Below are 21,088 nucleotides of genomic sequence, written 5' to 3' on the forward strand. Positions count from 1 at the left end.
CTCGTTTTCCAGCTTATCGACCGCCACCGACAGTTTCGGGCGGCTCCGGCAGGTCCATCGACGCCAGCCGGGCCGGGTCGGCCACCGCGGCGATGCCCGTGATGCGGCCGCCGGCGATCGTGAACGCCACCACTGACATCGGGGTGCCGTCCGCGTGCCACGCCACCACTCCCGGCAGGCCGCCGACCAGGATCTCCTGGCCACCCGCCGCCGCGCCGATGCGGGCGCCCGCCGCCACGTTCGTCGCTCCCAGGACCACCACCACTCCGTCCGGGGTGTCGACCGTCAGGCGGACGTCCGGGTCCAGGACCCGCAGCAGCTGCTCGAAGTCGCCGTCGCGGGCCGCCGTCAGGAACGCCTGGACGACCTCTCGCTGCGAATGCCCGGCCGTCGGCGGGCCCGATGGGGTCCGGACCTTCCGGCGGGCCCGGCTGGCCAGCATCTTCGTCGCTCCCACCGACTTGCCCAGGATCCGGCCGATCTCCTCGAACGGCACCGCGAACAGGTCGTGCAGCACGAACGCCAGCCGCTCGTTCGGCCCGAGCGACTCGAGGACCACGAGCAACGCGAGCCCCACCGAGTCGGCGAGCTCCGCGTCCGCCTCCGGGCCGTCGTCCACCGTCACGACGACCTCGTCGTACGCCGCCTCGGGGCGGGCGCGGCGGGCGCGCAGGACGTCCAGGCTGATCCGGCCGACCACCGTCGTCAGCCAGCCGTCGAGGTTGTCGATCGACGCCGCGTCCTGGCGCGACAGCCGCAGCCAGGCCTCCTGGACGACGTCCTCGGCGTCGGCGTGCGAGCCGAGCACGCGGTGGGCCACCGCTCGCAGCCGGTCGCGCTGCGCTTCGAACGTCCCGGTCAGCCTGTCGGCCATGGTCGTTACCTTCCTCGGTCCTGCTCCGTCGTGGACATGACGGGCCCGGAGGGGCACAGGTAACCGATGGAGGAACCGATGGAACCACGGCTGAAGACCCAGAGCGATCCCGAGGTGACCGGCGCGGTCCAGCAGCTGTTCAAGGTGGTGCTCAGCGCCGGCGTCGATCCGCTGCTGCTGGAGCTGGTCCACCTGCGCGCCAGCCAGATCAACGGCTGCGCCCCGTGCACCTACGCGGGTGTCCAGTCGGCGAAGAAGCGGGGCGAGACCGACGACCGGCTGCACAGCGTCGTCACCTGGCGGGAAACGCCGTTCTTCACCGAGCCGGAGCGGGCGGCGCTCGCGCTGACCGAAGCCGCCACGCGGATCCAGGACGGCCAGCCGGGCGTGACCGACGAGATCTGGGCGGCCGCCGCCGAGCACTTCGACGAGCAGCAGCTGTCGGCGCTCGTCACGCACATCGCGCTCAGCGGCTTCTTCAACCGCATCAACCGCGCGATCCGGGAGCAGGCCGGCAAGACCTGGTGAGCCCGGCGGGGCGCCGGCGAGGCGCCCCGCCGATCCCGGGTCAGGCCGGGGTGATGATGTACGCGATGCCGCCCGGGCCGCCCGCCACGGTGCCGTCCGCGCGGTACCGCTTCGTCCGCTGCCAGATCTTCTCGAACTGGTCGCGCTGGTAGACGTTGCGCACCCGGTCGTTGCTGCTCGACGCCGGGTCGTTCGCGATCACGTCGCCGTCCTTCGTGAAGCCGATGACCACCATGATGTGGCCCGCCGTCCCGTAGCCGGCGCCGTCGAGCTCCGACGACAGGAACGACTGCGACGTGATCACCGGGATGCCGCGGGCGATGTAGTTCTCCAGCTCGTTCAGCGAGTGCAGCCGCGTGATGTGGCCGCGCAGCCCGCGCGACGCCGCGTACGCGGTGTTGAACGGCCAGTTGCCGGTGCCGTCGTAGGCGTGGTCGTAGGTGTAGCGCGCCGCGAAGGCCACCGACGGGTCGACGTAGTCCGCCGGGATCCAGGACATCTCTTCGGCGGACGGCTTCTTGCCCCAGTACTCGGCCACCATCTCGGTCGAGGTCGGGCTGCACCAGGCCTCGCCGCCCCCGCCGTACTGCGGGAACTGTCCCTTGTGGAGGTTCTGCGCGTACGCGGGCACCTTCAGCTCGATGCCGGTGGCGCGCCCGGGCTTCGTCGGCTGCACCTCGAAGCGGTCCGGGACGGCCGAAGTCATCGCGCCCAGCAGGCTCACCGACGGCGTCGCCCCCGAGCCGGCTTCGCGGTAAAGACTCACCTTCAGGTGGTACGACTTCAGCGTGACGCCGGCCTTCATGACCAGCGTGTCGACGTCCACCATCGCGTTCGCGTCGTCCTGGCCGTCGACGCTGGTGCGCAGGATGTCGGCGTCCCCGCTGGCCCACCGGCCCATCACGTACCACGCGGTTTCGGCGCCGGCCGACGTCCGGGCCTGCGCCTCGACCTGCAGCCAGGTCTTCGCGGGCGTCTTCGCGTTCCAGGACGCGACCAGCTGCGTCGCGCCGAAGCCCGGCCGGTACTCCGGTGACGTCCACTGGCCGTACTCGTACGTTCTCGTCGTGCCGAGTTCCGGCTCGGTGTGCTCGACCGTGCCGGCCGGGTGCGTGATGCGCAGGCCGTCGTGGGTGAGCGCGAGCCCGGCGAAGCCGCCTTCGTGGAAGCGGCCGCCGGTCCACTCGTGGTAGTCGATCGCCTCGTCGTCGCGGGGCCGGACCGGCCCGGCTTCGGCGGCTTGCGCGGTTACGGCAGACAGCACAACCACTGACAATAAGGTGAACAACTTGCGTACGCGCATCCCGGCTCCCTGATCGGCCCACCCAGTAGGCAGGGATTTTCGCCGCTCCGGACGGGTCTGTAAACAGGTACCTACAGGACGGCTTGCGTCTGTGTCACTTTCGCGACCAACTTGCCGTCGTCGTCGTGGACCTCGGTCTCGACCACGACGAACTTGCGGCCCGCGTGCAGTGGTCTGGACGACGCAACGGCGTAGCCCGAACGCACCGCACGCAGGAAGTTCGTCTTCGACTCGACGGTCGTCGTGCCCTGCCCGCCCTCGGGCAGGTTGAGGAACGCGCACACGGCGCCGGTCGAGTCGGCCAGCGCCATGAGCGCGCCCCCGTGCAGCGCGCCGCCGAGCGTGCAGAGGCTCTCGTCCCACTTCAGCCGGCTGCGGACGAGCTCGCGCCCGTGTTCCAGCACCTCGATGCCAAGACGTTCGGAGAACGGCATGGAGCGGTGGAAGAGCTGCGTGCCCTCGGGATCGGTCATGCGACCACTGTGCCGCACCTCCCGCCGGTCGTGAGTGGTAAGGCGGGTTAGAACCCGCCTTACCACTCACGACCGCGGTCACCAGCCTGCGGGGAGGGGGCGGCCCTCGGCGAAGCCGGCCGCCGACTGGACGCCCAGCAGCGCGCGCTCGTGGAACTCCTCGAGGGTGCGCGCGCCCGCGTAAGTGCAGGACGAGCGCACGCCGGAGCCGATCGAGTCCAGCAGGTCCTCGACGCCCGGCCGCTGCGGGTCGAGGGCCATCCGCGACGACGAGATGCCCTCCTCGAACAGCGCCTTGCGCGCGCGGTCGAACGAGTTGTCCGTGCGCGTCCGCGCGCCCACAGCGCGCTTCGACGCCATGCCGAACGACTCCTTGTAGGGCCGGCCCTGCTCGTCGAACCGCAGGTCACCGGGGGATTCGTAGGTGCCGGCGAACCACGAGCCGACCATCGCCGCGGACGCGCCGGCGGCCAGCGCCAGCGCGACGTCGCGCGGGTGGCGGACCCCGCCGTCGGCCCAGACGTGCTTGCCCAGCTCGCGGGCGGCGGCCGCGCAGTCGGCGACCGCGGAGAACTGCGGGCGGCCCACGCCGGTCATCATCCGGGTCGTGCACATCGCGCCCGGCCCGACGCCGACCTTGACGACGTCGGCGCCGGCCTGGATCAGGTCGCGCGTGCCCTCGGCGGTGACCACGTTCCCGGCAACCACCGGGACCTGCGGCGACACCGACCGGACGGCCTTCAGCGCGGCGATCATCTTGTCCTGGTGGCCGTGCGCGGTGTCGACGACCAGCACGTCGACACCGGCCGTCAGGACGGCTTCGGCCTTCGCCGCGACGTCGCCGTTGACGCCGACCGCGGCCGCGACGCGCAGCTTGCCCGCGTCGTCGACGGCCGGGGTGTAGATCTCCGCGCGCAGCGCCCCGACGGCGGTCAGGACGCCCCCGAGCCGTCCGTCGGCGTCGAGGCCGAGCGCCAGGTGGGCGCCGCTGCTGTGGAGCCGTTCGAAGACCTCCCGCGGCGGCGTGGTCAGCGGGACCGCGACGCTCGGCGGCTGCGCGACGTCGGCGAGCCGCGCGAAGCGGTCGACGCCCGCGCAGGCCGCTTCGTCGACGACGCCGACCGGGCGGCCTTCGCCGTCCACGACGACAACAGCGCCGTGGGCGCGCTTGTGGACCAGGTTGAGCGCGTCGGCGACCGCGGCACCGCCGGTGAGCACCAGCGGCGTGTCCCAGACGGTGTGCCGGCTCTTCACCCAGCCGACGATCTCGGCGACGGCGGCGCTGTCGACGTCCTGCGGCAGCACGACCAGCCCGCCGCGGCGGGCGACCGTCTCGGCCATCCGCCGGCCGGCGACCGCGGTCATGTTCGCGACCACGATCGGGATGGTGGCGCCGGTGCCGTCCGCGGTGGAGAGGTCGACGTCGAAGCGGGACTCCACGTCCGAACGGTTCGGCAGCAGGAACACGTCGTCGTAGGTCAGGTCGTGGGCGGGCCGGTGGCCATCGAGGAAACGCACGAGTCACCAGACTACCTGCCGGGCCCGTGGCAGGATCTCAGGGTATGAGCCGCCGTGACCGCGACAACGAGGGACGGGCCCGCAACGCACGACCGCGCGACGGCCTGGGCCGGCCGCTGCCGTACGGCTCGGACGGGGTCGAGCGCCAGCCGGAGGGCATTGCGCGCCCGCCGGCGCAAACGCTTGCGGAGGCCCAGCGGCTGCTCGACGACGGCAAGCCGTTCCACGCGCACGAGGTCTTCGAGGACGCCTGGAAGACGACCGACGGACCCGACCGCGAGCTGTGGCGGGGGTTGGCGCAGCTCGCCGTCGGCCTGACGCACGCGGCCCGCGGCAACAACGTGGGCGCGGTGTCCCTGCTGGAGCGGGGTGCGGCGAACATCGAGCCGTTCCGGAGCGAGCCGCCGCACGGGATCGACGTCGCGGGGTTGCAGCAGTGGGCGCTCGCGCTGGCGGAAGAGGCGAAGCAGCGCGTCCGGGTGTCACCGAGCGCGCCGCGGCTGACGTGCTGACGGCGCTTGGTGCCGCGGTCGTCGCGGCGGTGGCGTCGCTGGCCGGGGTGACGCTGGGCGCGCTGGTCGAGCCGCTGAAGCTCAACGCGGCGCGGCGGGCGAAGCTGCGGCAGGACCGGGCCGACCGCTGCGCCGGGCTGATCGAGGCCGCGACCCGGGCGCGCAAGCACATCGTCGACATCAACGTGATCCACCGCCGCCGGAAGCTGCACGAAGCGGCCGAAACCGACGCGCAGCGTGAGATCGAGTTCGAAGACGCGTACTACACGGCTCGCACCGACATGCGCGCGTTCTTCGGGCTGCTCGTGATGAGCGGGCCGGACGAGCTGGTCGAGCAGGCGAACCTGCTCCGCAGCAAGGAGATGGAACTCCACCACACCCGGTGGGAGCTCGACGACGACCGGAAGTTCGACCGGCGGTTCCTGCCCACGCCGGTCCGGGAAGCCGCCGCCGCGTTCGACCGGGCGATCGAGGAGTTCGCCCTCGTCGCCCGGAAGCACACCTCCTGAGGCGGAGCTTTCACGTGAAAGCTCCGCCTGCTCAAGGTTGGTTCCAGCCGTCCGAGGCGGTCTTCTCGGCGCCGATCGTCGTGCCCTCGCCGTGTCCGGTGTGGACCTTCGTCGCCTCCGGGAGCGTGAACAGCTTGGCCCGGATGGACCGCACGATCGTCGGGTAGTCCGAATAGGACCTTCCGGTGGCCCCGGGCCCGCCGTGGAACAGGGTGTCGCCGGTGAACACCACGCCCAGTTCGGCCGCGTACAGACAGACCGCGCCGGGTGCGTGCCCCGGCGTGTGGATGACCTGCAGCGCCGTGCCCGCGACCGTGAGCACCTGGCCGTCGGCCAGTTCGCCGTCCGGGGCGCGGTCGGGGTGGGTGAGGTCCCAGACGACCCGGTCGTCCGGGTGCAGCAGGATCGGCGCGCCGGTCGCGGCGGCCAGCTCCGGGGCGGCGTTGACGTGGTCGTTGTGCGCATGGGTGCAGACGATCGCGGTCAGTTTCCGCTCGCCCACGACGTTTGCAATCGCCTTCGCGTCGTGCGCCGCGTCGATCACGACCACTTCCGCGTCGTCGCCCACGACCCACACGTTGTTGTCGACGTCCCAGCTGCCCCCGTCGAGCCGGAAGACGCCGGAGGTCACCAGGTTCTGCACGATCGCCGTCATGCGCCCGACCCTAACGGTCATTCGACGGGTAGATGACATACCGGCGGTATGCTACCGTCGAGTTATCTTACTGTGAGTAAGTTCGAGAGGTGACGCGATGGCCCGGGACCTCCTGGCGGAGCCGCTGAAGCTGCGGTGCGGCGCCGTCCTATCGAACCGCCTGGTCAAGTCGGCGCTGAGCGAGCAGCTCGGCGACCGGCGGAACGCGCCCACCCGCGAGCTCTTCGAGCTGTACCGGGCCTGGGCCCGCGGCGGCGCGGGCGCGCTGATCACCGGGAACGTCATGGTCGACCCGGCCGCGCTCGGCGAGCCCCGCAACGTCGCCGCGACACCGGATCCGGCCGTCTACCGCCCCTGGGCCGGCGCGGTCGAGGGCACGGACGCGCGGCTGTGGGTGCAGCTGAACCACCCCGGACGGCAAAGCCCGCGGTACTTGTCTCGCCGGCCCGTCGCGCCGTCCGAGGTGCCGTTCGGCAACCGGGGCGTCCGTACGGCCTTCGCCGTCCCACGGGCCCTGGCCGGCGACGAGATCGAAGCGATCATCGAACGGTTTGCCGTCGCGGCGCGCACGTTCGTCGAAGCGGGCTTCGCGGGCGTGCAGATCCACGGTGCCCACGGCTACCTGGTGTCGCAGTTCCTGTCGCCGCTGACGAACCTGCGCACCGACGAGTGGGGCGGTGACGCCGTCCGCCGCCGCCGGTTCCTGCTGGAGGTGGTCCGGCGCGTGCGCGAGGCGGCAGGCGACGACGTCCCGGTGGCGGTGAAGCTCAACAGCGCGGACTTCCAGCGCGGCGGGTTCACCGAGGAGGAGTCCCTCGAAGTCGTGCGCGAGCTCGGCGAGGCCGGCGTGGACCTGCTGGAGGTCTCCGGCGGCACGTACGAGAAGGCCGCGATGATGGGCGCCGGGCGCGCGAGTACCCAGGCGCGGGAGGCCTACTTCCTGGACTACGCCGCGAAAGCGCGCGAAGTCTCCGACGTGGCGCTGATGGTCACCGGCGGGTTCGCGACGCCGGACGGAATGGCCGAAGCGCTGCGCTCGGGCGAAGTGGACGTGATCGGGCTCGGCCGGCCGCTGGTCGTCGACCCCGGGCTGCCGGCCCGGCTGCTGGCCGGCGAGGACGTCCGGGCGGAGCGGGTGGGCCCGAAGACCGGGATCCGGCCGGCCGACAGCCTCCTGGAGATCCAGTGGCACACCCGGCAGATGCACCGGATCGCCGCGGGCAAGCCGGTCGACCGCCGCGGCGCGCTCCCGACGCTGGTGCAGGCCGCGCTGACCGACGGGCTCAACGCGTTCCGCCGCGTCCGCGGCTAGCGAGCCGGTGCCGGCGGGCACCGGGCCGTTGCGGAGCTGCGGACACCTGGCGGCCCGGGAGCACGGGATTCGCCATGAAGGCGCCGCGGCTAAGCGGGCTCGAGCCGCGCGAGGCGGCGGTCGTACAGGAACGCGCCCGCGGTGAGCGCGGTGAAGAAGAGCCCGATGAAAACGCAGTTCAGCGCCACCTGGCCGTAGCCGAGGGTGTCCGCGTCGACGAACGGGTACGGGTAGAAGCCGGTGAGCGCGCCGCGCGGCAACGTGAACGCCAGCCAGGCCAGTGGGTAGACCAGCGACCACCGGACCGCGCGCCACGTGAACGCCCCGCGCGGGCCGGCGAGGAGCCAGCCGAGCACGAACAGGATCGGCGTCACCTTGTGCAGCAGCGTGTCGGCGAGGAACGCGAGGCCGTGCAGCTCGTACAGACCCGCGAGGGCGACCTGGTAGACGATGCCCGTCACGATGATGCCGGCCAGCGCGTCGAGCCAGAGCACGCGGAACAGCGTGCCCCGCGCCGCGCCGAAGGCCACCAGTGCCGCGGTCGCGATCACGAGCAGGTTCGAGTCGATCGTGAAGAAGCAGAACAGGTTCGCCACCCGGCCGGCGACCGTCGTGAAGCGGCCGCCGGTGTCGCTCGCGGTGGCGACCACCTGGACGACGAGGCCGGTCAGCGCGACCAGCGCGGTGACCGCGAACCAGGTGCGGGTGAGCTTCGGACCGTGCATCCACGGAGAATACCCGCCGGTAACTCCACAGTGGACCCCTCGAACGTGTGGAGTCCGGGGGCTGCCCGGCGCGTGGACGGCCCCGAACCGGTGCTACGCCGCGGTGAGCGTGTCCCGGAGCTCGGTGAACGCCACGTATTCCGCCTTCTGCTCGACGGGCAGCTGGTAGGTGGCGGCCAGGAGCTTCGTCACGGAGGGGATGATGCTGAGCCGGAACGTCCGGCCCTCGGTCGTCTTGATGACGAACCGGCCCTGCAGGTCGCGCTTCTTCACCGACGCGCGGTTGGCGTCGGTGATCGTCACCGGCGGGCCCGCCGTGACGGTACCGTTCTTCTCCTCGAGCGGGACGAGGACAAGATCGGTCTGCCCGGGCTTGAAGCCGAGCGCGAAGTTGGCGACCGAGGTGGTGCGGAAGACCAGGTAGTTCTTCTGCCTGATTTCCGCGGCGTACACCTTGGTGTAGCTCGCCCCGCCGGCGACGGCTCCGTCGAAGGCGGCGTGGATCGCCGTCTTCATCTGTTCCTTGCTGACCACTGCTGGCTCCTCCATTACCGCTCGGGAAGTGAGCGGGATCCTTGTGAAGGAGCGCACTTTAGGGATCCTCGCCGCCGGCCGTGGCGGGAAAATTCTCGCCAAATCCCCCGGGGCCGGCGTCCGGCCGTCAGCTCCCTTCCGAGCGATCGCCGTGCAGCAGGCCGCGGACCGTGTCGATCGTGTCCGCTTCGGCCGGGTCCTTGTCCGGGCGGTAGCGGACCACCCGGGCGAACCGCAGCGCCAGGCCGCCGGGGTAGCGCGTGCTCACCTGGGCGCTGTCCAGCTCGATCTCCACCACGACCTCCGGCCGCACGTACACCGTCCAGTCGTCGCGGTGGGTCTCGATCTCCTGGAACGTCCTCGTCTGCCACGCCAGCAGCTCGTCGGTCATGCCCTTGAACGTCTTGCCCACCATGATCGGCGGGCCGCCGTCCGGGTCGCGGGCGCCCAGGTGCAGGTTCGACAGCGTGCCCGTGCGGCGGCCGTGGCCCCACTCCGCCGCCAGCACCACGAGGTCGATCGTGTGCACCGGTTTGACCTTCAGCCACGCCCGCCCGCGCCGCCCCGCCGCGTATGGCGACGCCAGGTCCTTGACCATCACCCCTTCGTGGCCCGCTTCCATCGCCGCCTCCAGCACGGCGGCCGCCCCGGAAGTGCCGACCTCACCGGGGATCACATGCGCCCCGGCGACCTTGCGCAGCGCCGCGTTGCGCTCGGACAGCGGCGCGTCCAGCAGGTCGACGCCGTCGAGGTGCAGGCAGTCGAAGAAGTACGGCCGCAGCAGCAGGGCCTTGACCTGTTCCTCGCGGGTGCTGCCGAACCGGCTCATCGTGTCCTGGAACGGCCGCGGCCGCCCGGCGTCGGTCAGGGCCAGCGTCTCGCCGTCGAGCACCACCGACTCGCACGGCAGCCCCCGCACGAGCTCCACCAGTTCCTGCACGCTGCCGGTGATCTCTCGCAGCGTCCGCGTCCAGACGTGCACCTCGTCGCCCTGGCGGTGCACCTGGATCCGCGCACCGTCCATTTTGTACTCGACGATCGCCTCGGCGTGCTCGGCGACGGATTCGTCCAGCGACTCGGCCGGGGACGCCAGCATCGGCTTGACCGGCGTGCCGAGGGTGAGCCGGAACTCCGCCAGCGCGGCCTGCCCGCCGGTCATCGCCGCGACCCCGGTGACGCCCAGCTTCCCGGACAGCATGAAGGCCCGCCGCACGTCCTCGGCGGGCACGTCGGCCGCGGCCGCGATGGCGTCGACCATCACGCCCTCCAGCGCGCCCTGCCGCAGCTCGCCGGTGACCAGCCGGAAGAGGAACTGCTGCTCGTCCTTCGTCAGCCGCTCGAACAGCGCGCGCAGGACCTCCTGCCGGCGCGCCGCCGAGCCCGTGCCCGCCGCGACCCCGGCCGCCGCGGTCAGCGCCGCGTCCACCTCCAGCACCGGGGCCACCGGTTCGGCGGCGGCACCGGCACCCAGCCCGGCCAGGGTGCGCCAGCCCGCCCCCAGCCTGTCCTGCGCCGTCTGCCCCGTCAGGTACGCGATCACCGTGGGCAGCTCGGCGATCTCCGCGGCGCGCAGCACTCCGGCCAGGAGGGCGATCTTCGCCTTCCTGGACCTCGTCGCCGCCAGTTCGGCGGACGCGTGGACCAACTCGCTCAGCAGCACCCGGACATCATGACCCGGACCACCGACAATTTCCTGATGACCGGATGTTTGCCCTGGTCAGCGGGGCTTCGGCGACCCAGCTGGCCAGCAGACCGAGCGCTCGCTCGCTCTCCGATCCCGGTTCCGCGTGGTAGATCACCAGGCCCTGGTCCGGGTCGTCGGGCAGGCGCAGCGTCTCGTACCGCAGCCGCAGCTCGCCGACCACGGGGTTCAGGAGCACCTTCCACCCCTGCGCCTTCTCCCGCACCGCGTGCTCGGCCCACAGCGCGCGGAATTCGGCACTGGCCGCCGAAAGCTCGTCGACGAGCCGGGCGAATTCCGGGTCGCCCGGGTGCCGGCCGCCTTCCGCCCGCAGGTTCGCGACGACTTCGCGGGCGACGGCGTCCCATTCCGGGTACAGCTCCTTCGCTTGGCCGCCGGTGAAGGTCAGCTTGGCGATGTTGCGTTCGCCGAGCCGGGCGAAGTCGAAGGCGACCGCGCCGCCGAGGGCGTTCCACGCCAGCACGTCGAGGTAGCGGCCGAAGACGAACGCGGGTGCCTGGATGGCGTCCAGCAGCTGCTGCAGCTCGGGCCGGACCCGCTGCGGCGCGCTCTTCTCCCGGCGCTTCGGCGCGGCGAGGTTGCGCAGGTAGGACTCCTCGCCGGCGTCGAGGCGCAGCGCGCGGGCCAGCGCGCCGAGGATCGCGTCCGAAACGTTCTTCGCCCGGCCCTGCTCCAGCCGCGTGTAGTAGTCGACGCTGATGCCGGCCAGCTGTGCCAGCTCCTCGCGGCGCAGGCCCTTGACCCGCCGCCGGGTGACCCCGGGCGGCAGACCGAGGTCGGCGGGGTCGAGCGCGGCGCGGCGCGCCTTCAGGAAGGCGCCCAGCCCGGCGGCGTCACTCATCATCTGCCGCCGCGGGCCATGCGCAGCACGTCGAGGGCCTCGTCGAGCTGCGCTTCGGTGAGCTTGCCGTCCTTGACGTACCCGCGTTCGATGACGACCTCGCGGATCGTCTTCAGCTCCTTCAACGCCTGCTTCGCGACCGCAGCCGCTTCTTCGTAGCCGATGTAGGAGTTCAGCGGCGTCACGATCGACGGCGAGCCCTCGGCGTAGGTGCGCGCGCGTTCGGTGTTCGCGGTGATGCCCGCGAACACCTTGTCCGCCAGCAGCCGCGAAACGGCCGCGAGCAGGCGTGCCGATTCGAGGACGTTCCGGGCGATCACCGGCAGGTTGACGTTCAGCTGGAAGTTGCCCGCCGCGCCGGCGAAGGCGACCGCCGCGTCGTTGCCGATCACCTGCGCGACCACCTGCAGCGTCGCCTCCGGGATGACCGGGTTCACCTTGCCCGGCATGATCGACGAACCCGGCTGCAGGTCCGGCAGCGCCAGCTCGGCCAGCCCGGTGCGCGGGCCGGAGCCCAGCCAGCGCAGGTCGTTGGCGATCTTGTTGAGCGACACGGCGATCGTGCGCAGGTGCCCGGACGTCTCGACGACGCTGTCCTGCGTCGCCTGCGCCTCGAAGTGGTCGCGGGCCTCGGTCAGCGGCAGCCCGGTCACCGTGGCGAGTTCGACGGCGACACTGGCACCGAAGCCCTCCGGCGCGTTGAGGCCCGACCCGACGGCCGTGCCGCCGATCGGCAGCTCGCCCAGCCGCGGCAGGCCCGACTTCAGCCGTTCGACGCCGTAGCGGATCTGCGACGCCCACGCGCCCGCCTCCTGGCCGAGCGTGATCGGCACCGCGTCCATCAGGTGCGTGCGCCCGGACTTCACGACATCGGCCCATTCGGCGGCCCGGACCTCGATCGCGCCGGCGAGGTACTCCAGCGCCGGGATGACGTCCTTGAGCACGGCCTCGGTCGCGGCGACGTGGATGGTCGTCGGGAAGGTGTCGTTCGACGACTGCGACGCGTTGACGTGGTCGTTCGGGTGCACGTCGCGGCCGAGGGCACGCGAAGCCAGCGTCGCGATGACCTCGTTGGCGTTCATGTTCGACGACGTCCCGGACCCGGTCTGGAAGACGTCGATCGGGAAGTGCGCGTCGTGGGCCCCGGCGGCGACCTCGTCGGCGGCGGCCGCGATGGCGTTCGCGACGTCGGCGTCGAGCACGCCCAGCTTGAGGTTGACCCGCGCGGCGGCCGCCTTGAGCAGTCCGAGCGCGCGGATCTGGGCGCGCTCCAGGCCCCGGCCGGAGATGGGGAAGTTCTCCACGGCCCGCTGGGTTTGCGCGCGGTAGAGCGCGTCGGCAGGCACGCGGACCTCGCCCATCGTGTCGTGTTCGATCCGGTATTCCTGATCAGCCATGACACGATTCTGGCCCTGTTCTCCCCGCCCCGCGTGGTGGCGTCGCCCACCCTCGGCGGCCCGCGACGCTAGGATCGGGTGTGTTCTCGATCACCGCCATCCACCACTGGCTGGAGCGAGCATGACTGACGTTGCTGGGGACCCCTACGACCTCGTGATCATCGGCGCGGGCCCGACGGGCCTGTTCGCCGCCTACTACGCCGGGTTCCGCGGCCTTTCGATGGCGGTGGTCGACTCGCTGCCCGAGCCCGGCGGCCAGGTGACCGCGATGTACCCGGAGAAGATGATCTACGACGTCGGCGGGTTCGCCGAGGTCCGCGGCCGCGATCTGGTCGACGGGCTGGTGCAGCAGGCGGCGCCGTGGAAGCCGAAGTACCTGCTGGGGCGCAAGGCGGAGAAGCTGGAAACCGCCGGGAACGGCGTCGAGCTGACCCTCGACGGCGGCGAAACCGTCCAGGCCCGTGCGGTGCTGATCACCGCGGGCATCGGCGAGTTCACCCCGCGCCCGCTGCCGGCCGGCGACGGCTGGCTCGGCCGCGGCATGGTCCACTTCGTCCCCGCGCTGCAGGCGCACGCGGGGCAGCACGTCGTGGTCGTCGGCGGCGGCGACTCGGCGTTCGACTGGATCCTCGCGCTGCACCCGGTCGCGGCGAGCGTGACGCTCGTGCACCGGCGCGCGAAGTTCCGCGCCGCCGAGTCGATCGTCCGGCAGGCGCGCGAACTCGGCACCCGGATCATCACCGACGCCGAGGTCACGCGGTTCGTCGAAGCGCCGGACGGCTCTCTCGAAGCCGTCGACGTCTCGATCAAGGGCGCCGGCGACGAGCGGCTGCCGGCCAACGCCGTCGTCGCGGCCCTCGGGTTCACCGCCGACCTGGGCCCGATCGAGAGCTGGGGCCTGGAGATCCACCACCGCGCCATCGCCGTCGACTCGACGATGGCGACCGCGCGCGAGCGCGTCTACGCCGCGGGCGACGTCGCCGCGTACCCGGGGAAGGTGAAGCTGATCGCGACCGGCTTCGGCGAGGCCGCGACGGCCGTCAACAACATCGCCGTCGCGCTCGACCCGGACGCCCACCTGTTCCCGGGCCACTCGAGCAACGCCGAATAAGTCAGGCCTTCGTCTTCTCCGCGATCCACGGCGCGTAGGCGACGACGGAGGTGTAGATCGACGGCGCCGTCGCGCACTGCGGGTCGTTGTTGCCCGGGCGGCTGGTGACGCCGGCCAGCAGCCAGTGGTCGCCTTCGCGGACGATCTCCGGGCCACCGGAGTCGCCGAAGCACGCTCCGGACTTGCCGCCCGGGTTGTCCGTGCACAGCTCGGACGTGCCGTCGAACACCGACGTGCACTTCGTGCCTTCGACGATCCGCGTGTCGAGCTGCTGCAGCACCGTGGGGATCTCGCCGCAGTTGACCTTCGGGCAGGTCTGGCCCCAGCCGAGGATCCGGGTCGCGGTGCCCGGCGACGCGGCCGTCGCGAGCCCGATCGGTGCCGCCGCGGCCGGTGCCGCCAGCCGCAGCAGCGCGATGTCGCCCGCCGGGCTCTGGGTGTTGAACGCCGGGTTGACGATGATCTCGGCGGGCTGCGCGACTTCGCCACCCTGGCCCGAGTCGTTCGACCCCGTCCGGAGCGAAATGGCGGCCGGGACCTTGCCGAACGCGCAGTGCGCGGCCGTGACGACCCAGGTGGGCGCGATCAGCGCACCGGCGCAGAACAGCTTGCCCGACGAAGTGTGCAGCGAAACCGTGAACGGGTACGGCTGGTCGGCGTTCGCACCCCCGACGATGGCGGGGGCGGCCGCGGCGGTGCCGGGGACCAGGGCGATCGCGCACGCGGTCAACAGGGCCGGCAGTCGCCTGGGCACGGATCTCCTTACGGCAGCGGGGGCACGATGTCGTCGTCGGGCGCGTCCAGGTGGCCGTCGAAGTTGACCGAGGAGTACGCCCGCAGCTTGTTCAGCCGGTGGTAGCCGTCGATCATTCTGACGGTCCCGGACTTGGACCGCATCACGATGGACTGCGTCGTCGCGCCGCCCTCGCGGTAGTGGACACCGCGCAGCAGGTCGCCGTCGGTGACGCCGGTGGCGCAGAAGAAGACGTTGTCGCCGCGCACGAGGTCGTCGTTGAGCAGGATCCGGTCGAGGTCGTGCCCGGCGGCGAGGGCCTTCTCGCGCTCGGCGTCGTCCTTCGGCCACAGCCGGCCCTGCAGCTCGCCGCCGAGGCACTTCATCGCGCAGGCCGCGATGATGCCCTCGGGGGTGCCGCCGATGCCGATCAGCATGTCGACGCCGGTGGTCGGGCGGGCCGCGGCGATCGCGCCCGCGACGTCGCCGTCGGAGATGAACCGGATCCGCGCACCGGCGTCCCGGATCTCCTTGATGATCTGCTCGTGCCGCGGGCGGTCCAGGACGCACACGGTGACGTCGCTGACGCTGCTGTGCTTGGCCTTGGCGACGCGGCGGATGTTCTCCGCGATCGGCGCGCCGAGCTCCACCTTGCCGGCCGCGTCCGGCCCGACGGCCAGCTTCTCCATGTAGAACACCGCGGACGGGTCGAACATCGCCCCGCGCTCGGCCACCGCCAGCACGGCGAGCGCGTTCGGCATGCCCTTGGCCATCAGCGTGGTGCCGTCGACCGGGTCGACCGCGACGTCGCAGTCCGGCCCGTCGCCGTTGCCGACCTCTTCGCCGTTGAACAGCATCGGGGCTTCGTCCTTCTCGCCCTCGCCGATCACCACGACCCCGCGCATCGACACCGTCGAGACGAGCTGGCGCATCGCGTCGACGGCCGCGCCGTCCCCGCCGATCTTGTCGCCGCGGCCGACCCAGCGGCCGGCCGCCATCGCGGCGGCTTCGGTGACCCGGACCAGCTCCATCGCGAGGTTGCGGTCGGGCGCTTCACGACGACTGTCTGCGGCGGGCATCTGTGCCTCCCGGATCGTGGAACTGGCGGGCGTTCAGTCTGTCAGATACCCGCCGTGATTCCAGATACCGTCGGCATGGCCTACCTCACTGCTCGGAGTCGTCCTCCACGGACGCGAGGGCGGCTTCGATGCGCTCGCGCGCGCCTTCGAGATGGCGCTCACAGACCTTCGCGAGCTTCTCACCCTTCTCCCACAACGCGAGTGACTGCTCGAGGGACAGACCCCCGGCCTCGAGCTCGCGGACGACCTCGACGAGGCGGTCGCGCGCCTGCTCGTAGCCGAGTTCCTCGCTGGCTGTTTCACTCACGCTCGGTGTTCTCCGACCTTCCGGGCTGACGGGTGGGCGCTGTTCGCGCACACTACCGCGCTGGCCATCGCGTGGTCGTACCCGACGAACGCCAGCGCGAACTCCTGCCCGTCACCGTCCGCGATCGCCTCTTCGAGGTTCTCCTGCGCGCCCGCCACCCGCTTCCGGTGCCCGGCGCCGTCGGCGAACCACCAGCGCGAGCCGACCTGCATCGACGTCGCTTCGGACAGCCGCCGCAGCTGCGGTCCCAGGTCGCGGCGGGCGGCGGTGCCGCAGCCGGCGAGCAGGGCCGTCCAGCACTCGGCGGCGGCCCGGTCGGTGCGCACCGCCTGGTCCAGCAGCGGGCGCGCGCCGAGCCTCCTGGCCGCGTCCACGGTGAGCGGGAGGAACGTCACCTTCACCCCTGCTCTCCTTCCGCCACCGCCTTGATCGCGCCGTCGCCCACGCGCACGCGCAGCTGGGCACCGGCCTCGACTTCGGAGACGGAGCGGAGTACCTGGAGGTTGCCTTCGGCGTCGATGAACTGCACGACCGCGTACCCGCGGGCCAGCGTCGCCGCCGGGCCGAGCGCGGTGAGCCGGGCCCGCGCGTTCGCGACCTCGGCCTGGTCCTTGGCGAGCAGGCTCAGCATGGCGCGGCGGGCGCGTTCGCGGTGGACGTCGACGTCGTCCTGCCGTCGCTGGACCGGGCCCAGCGGGTCGGCCAGGGCCGGGCGGCTGCGGATCTGGTTGAGCAGCCGCGCCTGCGTGTCGACCCAGCCGTGCAGCGCGCGGCGGCCGCGGTCACGCATCTGCCGGACGCGTTCGGTCTCCTCGCGCAGGTCCGGGACGATCCGCTTGCCGGCGTCGGTCGGCGTCGAGCAGCGCAGGTCGGCGACGTAGTCGAGCAGCGGGGTGTCCGGTTCGTGCCCGATGGCACTGACGACCGGCGTGCCCGTGGCCGACACCGCGCGGCAGAGCGCTTCGTCGGAGAACGGCAGCAGGTCCTCGACGCTACCGCCGCCGCGGGCGATGACGATGACGTCGATCTCGGGGTCGGCGTCGAAGATCCGCAGCGCGCGCATGACCTGCGGCACCGCCTGCGAGCCCTGCACGGCCGTGTTGAGCACCTTGATCCGGACGTGCGGCCACCGCCCCTGCGCGTTGGCCAGGACGTCCCGCTCGGCCGCCGACGCGCGGCCGGTGATCAGCCCGACGCCCTTCGGCAGGAACGGGATCGGCCGCTTGCGCTGCGCCGAGAAGAGGCCTTCGGCGGTCAGCAGCTTCTTCAGGCGTTCGATCCGGGCCAGCAGCTCACCGATGCCGACCGCGCGGATCTGGTCGGCGCGGAGGCTGATCGTGCCGCGGCCGAAGAAGTACGACGGCTTGGCGTGCACGACGACGCTCGCGCCTTCCCGCAGCGGCGGCTCCATCTCGCGGATCAGCCAGTTCGGGCAGGTGACGGACATCGAGACGTCCGCCGAAGGGTCGCGCAGCGTCAGGAACGCGGTCTGGGTGTTGGGCCGGGAGCTGACCTGGGTGACCTGGCCCTCCACCCAGACCGCGCCGAGCCGGTGGATCCAGTCGCCGATCTTGCGCGCGACGGTCCGGACCGGCCACGGCGATTCCGCGGTGCTCGCTGGAGCTTGGGTGGATTCGGTGCTCACGGGCCTTCCGTGCCGTCGCCGCCGTCCTCGGCCTTGTCCCGTTCGGCCTTGCGGGCGTTGGCGATCCGGCGGGACAGCATCCCGGTGAAGGAGGAGCGGTCGGCGTTCGCGCGTTCGTACTCGAGGATGGTCTCGAGCTGGTCGATCGAGAACTGGCGCAGCCGGGCCCGCAGCTGCGGGAGGGTGAGCTGGTCGTAGCCGGTCAGCCCGGCCGGACCCTCGTACCCCGCGGCGCTGGTCCGGGGGGTCTCGCTCTTGGTCTTCTTGTCGATCTTGGGCGTGCCGGGCTTGGGCGTGCGCGGCGGTGTTTCCTCGGCGGTTGCGGCCTCGCTGTCGTGCTCGCCGTCGGCGTGGTCCTCGGCGAGCGCGCGTTCCTCTTCGGCCCACGGATCGCCCAGCTCCGCTTCGAGCTCGGCTGCTGACGGAACGTGACCGTTGATTTCCGAACGGGGTTCGGGCACGTCGGCGACGGGGGCGAACTTCGGCCGGGCGGGCGGGACGTCGGGCTCGACGTCCTCGTCGAACGTCGCCCAGCTCGGCGCGTCTTCGACCGGGCGCAGGCTCGACAGGGCACTGTCGCCCTTGATCGCCAGCTCGGTGACGTGCTGCTGGACCCGCATGGAGGCCTGCAGCACCTGACTGACCACGGTCACCGGGAGCCCGGCGAGCTGCCGGGGAAGTTCGCGAACCCGCTCGGCGGTGGAGACGGCGAGGCCCGCGGCGACCCGGAGGGGGAGCGGGAAAGGCTTCATGTGTCCAGCCTGCCGTATGACCGCCCGTCCTGCCCAACCGAAAGGGTGGGTTCGGGCGCATTGCGTGACGCCCGGCACAGCGCGGTAGGGGGACGAAGCTCACCCGAAAGGGACTTCGAGTCCGGCTCGGGGCTGCCCGTACCCTGGGTGGCATGAGTGAAGCGAGTCCCGGAATCGAGCCCGCGGGTACCCCCACGATCACCGGAACCGCTTCCGGCAAGCGGGTGCTGCTGGCCAAGCCCCGCGGTTACTGCGCCGGCGTCGACCGCGCGGTGATCGCCGTCGAGAAGGCCCTCGACGTCTACGGCGCGCCGGTGTACGTCCGCAAGGAGATCGTCCACAACCGCCACGTGGTCGACACGCTGCGCGAGCGCGGCGCGATCTTCGTCGACGAGACGTCCGAGGTGCCCGAGGGCGCGCTCGTGGTCTTCTCCGCGCACGGCGTCTCGCCGATGGTGCACGCGGAGGCGGCCGAGCGGAACCTGCGCACGATCGACGCAACCTGCCCCCTGGTGACGAAGGTGCACAAGGAGGTCAACCGCTTCGCGAACGACGACTACGACATCCTGCTGATCGGCCACGAAGGCCACGAAGAGGTCGAGGGCACCGCCGGCGAGGCGCCGGACAAGGTGCAGCTGGTCGACAAGGCCGAGGACGTCGGCAAGGTCGAGGTGCGCGATCCGTCGAAGGTGATCTGGCTGTCCCAGACGACGCTGTCGGTCGACGAGACGATGGAGCGCGTCGACCAGCTCCGCGAGCGGTTCCCGGATCTGGCGGACCCGCCGAGCGACGACATCTGCTACGCGACGACGAACCGCCAGGTCGCGGTCAAGGCCATGGCCGCCGAATGCGACCTGGTGCTGGTGGTCGGGTCGACGAACTCGTCCAACTCGAAGCGCCTGGTCGAGGTCGCGCTGAAGGCCGGAGCCCGGGCGTCGTACCTGGTCGACTTCGCGCACGAGGTCGACGAGGCGTGGCTTTCCGGTGTGACGACGGTCGGCGTCACCTCGGGTGCGTCGGTACCGGACGTGCTGGTCATGGAGCTGCTGGACTGGCTGGCGAAGCGCGGCTACGGCGACGTCAACGAGGTCACCACGGCCAACGAGAAGATCACCTTCGCGCCGCCGAAGGAACTTCGGAAGGTCTAAGTCTTGAGGTCCGGCCGGCGGGCCGTTCCGGCCCGCCGCCGTGATGCCCTTCCAGTCACGCGTGATGCCCTTCCAGTCACGCGTGATGCCCGCCCAATCACGTGAGATGCCTCTCTGATCACGTGAGATGCCTTTCGGTGCACAAAAACGGCGGTCACCTCCCGCGGAGGTGACCGCCGTGTTCGTCAGCGTTCTTCGTCGTCCCAGGGACGGTTCCGGCGCGGCGGGGCACTCCGTCCACCGGACGGACGCCGGGGCGGCGGGGTGTCGCGGCCGTCCTCGGCGGGCGGGCGGGGACGCCGTCGCGGCGCGTCACCGCGCGGCTCGCGCCGGCGCGGGTCGCCTTCTTCCGGACGGGGCGTGCGCCGGGTCGCCGGCGGCGGCTTGCGCGTGCCGCGGGTGCCGGGGTCGCGTTCGGCGGGAGCGCCGGCGCGGGGTGCACGGCGTTCGCCGTCCGCCGGAGGACGCGGGCGGCGGGCCGGTTCGCCCTCCCGGCCGCGCCGGCCGCCCGGGGGCAGCGGCGTCTGACCGGTGCGGCTCGAACCCGCCGGCCGCGGACGGGCAGCGGTCGACGCGGCGCGGGGCTTCTCGTCGTCTTCGTCCGCCCGGAGGTCGGCCTTTTTGGCCTTCTTCGGGGCGTCCGGGTCGCGCTCGCGGAAGATGCGGACGAAGCCGATCAGCAGCGTGATGCCGGTGGTGATCGCCATCGTGGGGAAGCCGTTGATCAGCGGGGTGCCGATGTTCAGGGCCTTCGACAGCATGTCGTCGCCCTGGGAACCGGACGTCAGCAGGATCACGCCGGGCACGGTCACGGCCAGCACCAGCGGCGGCATCACCATCGGCCCGAACAGGCCGCGGCGCCGCACCGCGCAGACCGCGAGCACGGCCCCGCCGATGTAGCAGACGGTGAAGATCACGGGGATACCGCCCTGGCTGGGCTTGCCCAGGAGGGCACCTACGATCGCCAGACCGAGGCCGACCAGGACCGCCGCCCACCACGGCAGTCCGCGCCTCGAACCGACGACAGGACGCTCATCCCACGGCACGGGGACGTCGTCGGCATCTGGATCGCTCTGGCGATCGCGAATCGCGGTCACAGGGCAACACCGTATCTCGTGGTTGTGAAGATCTTGCCAGCACCGCCGCCGACGTGGGCCGACAGCCACCCGGGGGCATGATCCGGTGGCGCCGGGTGACGGCCGGTGACCGGGGTTGCGGCCCCTTGTGGCCAGGGTCCTCCGTACGAGAGGTGAGCGGCAACCCGCGTGGGGGCTCGTCGCGAGGAAGGTTCGGGTGTGGGCACCGCGTCAGCCGAAGTCACCGCTGGTCACGCGACCCCGGTGAGGCTTGCGCGTCCGCCAGGCGCCCAGCCGACCTCCCCTGCCCGGCGCCGGCGCCCTCGTCACTTTCGTGACGAAAGTGTTCTGGAG

At 71.8% G+C, this 21,088-nt stretch carries 23 protein-coding genes; 6 read left to right on the forward strand and 17 right to left on the reverse strand.

Translation table 11 applies throughout. From position 1 onward, the window contains the following. Window positions 1-13: 13 nt before the first annotated feature. A complete protein-coding gene (locus Q5425_RS20395) occupies window positions 14-874 on the reverse strand; it encodes a sigma-70 family RNA polymerase sigma factor (protein ID WP_308673830.1) in 861 nt (286 codons plus the stop codon). Between the two features lie 78 nt (window positions 875-952). On the opposite strand from Q5425_RS20395, the gene Q5425_RS20400 reads away from it, so the two are divergent. After that, entirely contained in the window at window positions 953-1,402 is a 450-nt protein-coding gene (locus tag Q5425_RS20400) for a carboxymuconolactone decarboxylase family protein (RefSeq protein ID WP_308673831.1), read from the forward strand. Between the two features lie 40 nt (window positions 1,403-1,442). Here Q5425_RS20400 and Q5425_RS20405 read toward each other — a convergent pair whose 3' ends face one another. The 3 genes from Q5425_RS20405 to Q5425_RS20415 all read right to left on the reverse strand — a co-directional run bounded on the left by Q5425_RS20405 (window position 1,443) and on the right by Q5425_RS20415 (window position 4,696). Continuing rightward, window positions 1,443-2,705: a peptidase C39 family protein gene (locus Q5425_RS20405; RefSeq protein WP_308673832.1), complete on the reverse strand. Its 1,263-nt coding sequence runs from the start codon at window positions 2,703-2,705 to the stop codon at window positions 1,443-1,445. Window positions 2,706-2,776: 71 nt separating this feature from the next. After that, window positions 2,777-3,178 carry a PaaI family thioesterase gene (locus tag Q5425_RS20410; RefSeq protein WP_308673833.1) on the reverse strand — a complete coding sequence of 134 codons (402 nt, stop codon included), beginning with the start codon at window positions 3,176-3,178 and terminating at the stop codon, window positions 2,777-2,779. A 78-nt stretch (window positions 3,179-3,256) separates the two neighbouring features. Beyond that, window positions 3,257-4,696 carry a GuaB1 family IMP dehydrogenase-related protein gene (locus Q5425_RS20415; RefSeq protein WP_308673834.1) on the reverse strand — a complete coding sequence of 480 codons (1,440 nt, stop codon included), beginning with the start codon at window positions 4,694-4,696 and terminating at the stop codon, window positions 3,257-3,259. Between the two features lie 44 nt (window positions 4,697-4,740). On the opposite strand from Q5425_RS20415, the gene Q5425_RS20420 reads away from it, so the two are divergent. Both Q5425_RS20420 and Q5425_RS20425 read left to right on the forward strand, forming a co-directional pair. Continuing rightward, entirely contained in the window at window positions 4,741-5,208 is a 468-nt protein-coding gene (locus Q5425_RS20420; protein WP_308673835.1) for a DUF309 domain-containing protein, read from the forward strand. Next, complete coding sequence (locus tag Q5425_RS20425; protein WP_308673836.1) at window positions 5,202-5,717, forward strand: hypothetical protein; 516 nt, start codon at window positions 5,202-5,204, stop codon at window positions 5,715-5,717. The genes Q5425_RS20420 and Q5425_RS20425 overlap by 7 nt, the downstream gene beginning before the upstream one ends. A gap of 31 nt (window positions 5,718-5,748) precedes the next feature. Here Q5425_RS20425 and Q5425_RS20430 read toward each other — a convergent pair whose 3' ends face one another. Then, on the reverse strand, window positions 5,749-6,372 hold the full coding sequence (locus Q5425_RS20430) for an MBL fold metallo-hydrolase (protein WP_308673837.1): 624 nt from the start codon (window positions 6,370-6,372) through the stop codon (window positions 5,749-5,751). A gap of 97 nt (window positions 6,373-6,469) precedes the next feature. On the opposite strand from Q5425_RS20430, the gene Q5425_RS20435 reads away from it, so the two are divergent. Further along, complete coding sequence (locus Q5425_RS20435; RefSeq protein WP_308673838.1) at window positions 6,470-7,684, forward strand: NADH:flavin oxidoreductase/NADH oxidase family protein; 1,215 nt, start codon at window positions 6,470-6,472, stop codon at window positions 7,682-7,684. Between the two features lie 89 nt (window positions 7,685-7,773). Here the strand turns inward: Q5425_RS20435 and Q5425_RS20440 are convergent, their stop codons facing one another. From Q5425_RS20440 to Q5425_RS20460, 5 genes are all read right to left on the reverse strand, one after another. Beyond that, window positions 7,774-8,409: a Pr6Pr family membrane protein gene (locus tag Q5425_RS20440; RefSeq protein WP_308673839.1), complete on the reverse strand. Its 636-nt coding sequence runs from the start codon at window positions 8,407-8,409 to the stop codon at window positions 7,774-7,776. Window positions 8,410-8,502: 93 nt separating this feature from the next. Further along, entirely contained in the window at window positions 8,503-8,943 is a 441-nt protein-coding gene (locus Q5425_RS20445) for a hypothetical protein (protein ID WP_308673840.1), read from the reverse strand. A gap of 127 nt (window positions 8,944-9,070) precedes the next feature. After that, window positions 9,071-10,603 carry an ATP-dependent DNA ligase gene (locus tag Q5425_RS20450; RefSeq protein ID WP_308673841.1) on the reverse strand — a complete coding sequence of 511 codons (1,533 nt, stop codon included), beginning with the start codon at window positions 10,601-10,603 and terminating at the stop codon, window positions 9,071-9,073. A gap of 7 nt (window positions 10,604-10,610) precedes the next feature. Then, on the reverse strand, window positions 10,611-11,486 hold the full coding sequence (locus Q5425_RS20455) for a helix-turn-helix transcriptional regulator (RefSeq protein WP_308673842.1): 876 nt from the start codon (window positions 11,484-11,486) through the stop codon (window positions 10,611-10,613). Then, window positions 11,486-12,883 carry a class II fumarate hydratase gene (locus tag Q5425_RS20460; protein WP_308673843.1) on the reverse strand — a complete coding sequence of 466 codons (1,398 nt, stop codon included), beginning with the start codon at window positions 12,881-12,883 and terminating at the stop codon, window positions 11,486-11,488. Before Q5425_RS20460 ends, Q5425_RS20455 begins: the two co-directional genes overlap by 1 nt. A gap of 121 nt (window positions 12,884-13,004) precedes the next feature. Here Q5425_RS20460 and Q5425_RS20465 point away from each other — a divergent pair, with 121 nt between their 5' ends. Continuing rightward, the gene (locus Q5425_RS20465) at window positions 13,005-13,994 is read left to right on the forward strand and encodes an NAD(P)/FAD-dependent oxidoreductase (protein WP_308673844.1); all 990 of its coding nucleotides are present in this window, start codon (window positions 13,005-13,007) and stop codon (window positions 13,992-13,994) included. A 1-nt stretch (window position 13,995) separates the two neighbouring features. Here the strand turns inward: Q5425_RS20465 and Q5425_RS20470 are convergent, their stop codons facing one another. The 6 genes from Q5425_RS20470 to Q5425_RS20495 form a co-directional block, all read right to left on the reverse strand. Then, entirely contained in the window at window positions 13,996-14,748 is a 753-nt protein-coding gene (locus tag Q5425_RS20470; RefSeq protein ID WP_396135197.1) for a S1 family peptidase, read from the reverse strand. A gap of 8 nt (window positions 14,749-14,756) precedes the next feature. Then, the gene (gene glpX / locus Q5425_RS20475; protein WP_308673845.1) at window positions 14,757-15,806 is read right to left on the reverse strand and encodes a class II fructose-bisphosphatase; all 1,050 of its coding nucleotides are present in this window, start codon (window positions 15,804-15,806) and stop codon (window positions 14,757-14,759) included. An 85-nt stretch (window positions 15,807-15,891) separates the two neighbouring features. Then, complete coding sequence (locus Q5425_RS20480; RefSeq protein WP_308673846.1) at window positions 15,892-16,113, reverse strand: exodeoxyribonuclease VII small subunit; 222 nt, start codon at window positions 16,111-16,113, stop codon at window positions 15,892-15,894. Further along, window positions 16,110-16,514, reverse strand: a complete 405-nt coding sequence (locus Q5425_RS20485; RefSeq protein ID WP_308673847.1) for a hypothetical protein — start codon at window positions 16,512-16,514, stop codon at window positions 16,110-16,112. Before Q5425_RS20485 ends, Q5425_RS20480 begins: the two co-directional genes overlap by 4 nt. Beyond that, a complete protein-coding gene (gene xseA / locus Q5425_RS20490; RefSeq protein WP_308673848.1) occupies window positions 16,511-17,758 on the reverse strand; it encodes an exodeoxyribonuclease VII large subunit in 1,248 nt (415 codons plus the stop codon). The genes Q5425_RS20485 and xseA overlap by 4 nt, the downstream gene beginning before the upstream one ends. Further along, complete coding sequence (locus Q5425_RS20495; RefSeq protein ID WP_308673849.1) at window positions 17,755-18,510, reverse strand: lipid droplet-associated protein; 756 nt, start codon at window positions 18,508-18,510, stop codon at window positions 17,755-17,757. Before Q5425_RS20495 ends, xseA begins: the two co-directional genes overlap by 4 nt. Before the next feature lie 152 nt (window positions 18,511-18,662). Here Q5425_RS20495 and Q5425_RS20500 point away from each other — a divergent pair, with 152 nt between their 5' ends. Next, a complete protein-coding gene (locus Q5425_RS20500) occupies window positions 18,663-19,658 on the forward strand; it encodes a 4-hydroxy-3-methylbut-2-enyl diphosphate reductase (protein ID WP_308673850.1) in 996 nt (331 codons plus the stop codon). 185 nt (window positions 19,659-19,843) lie between these two features. Here Q5425_RS20500 and Q5425_RS20505 read toward each other — a convergent pair whose 3' ends face one another. After that, window positions 19,844-20,755: a DUF6542 domain-containing protein gene (locus tag Q5425_RS20505; protein ID WP_308673851.1), complete on the reverse strand. Its 912-nt coding sequence runs from the start codon at window positions 20,753-20,755 to the stop codon at window positions 19,844-19,846. Between the last annotated feature and the right edge of the window lie 333 nt (window positions 20,756-21,088).

The organism is Amycolatopsis sp. A133 (assembly GCF_031082405.1).
GTDB lineage: Bacteria > Actinomycetota > Actinomycetes > Mycobacteriales > Pseudonocardiaceae > Amycolatopsis.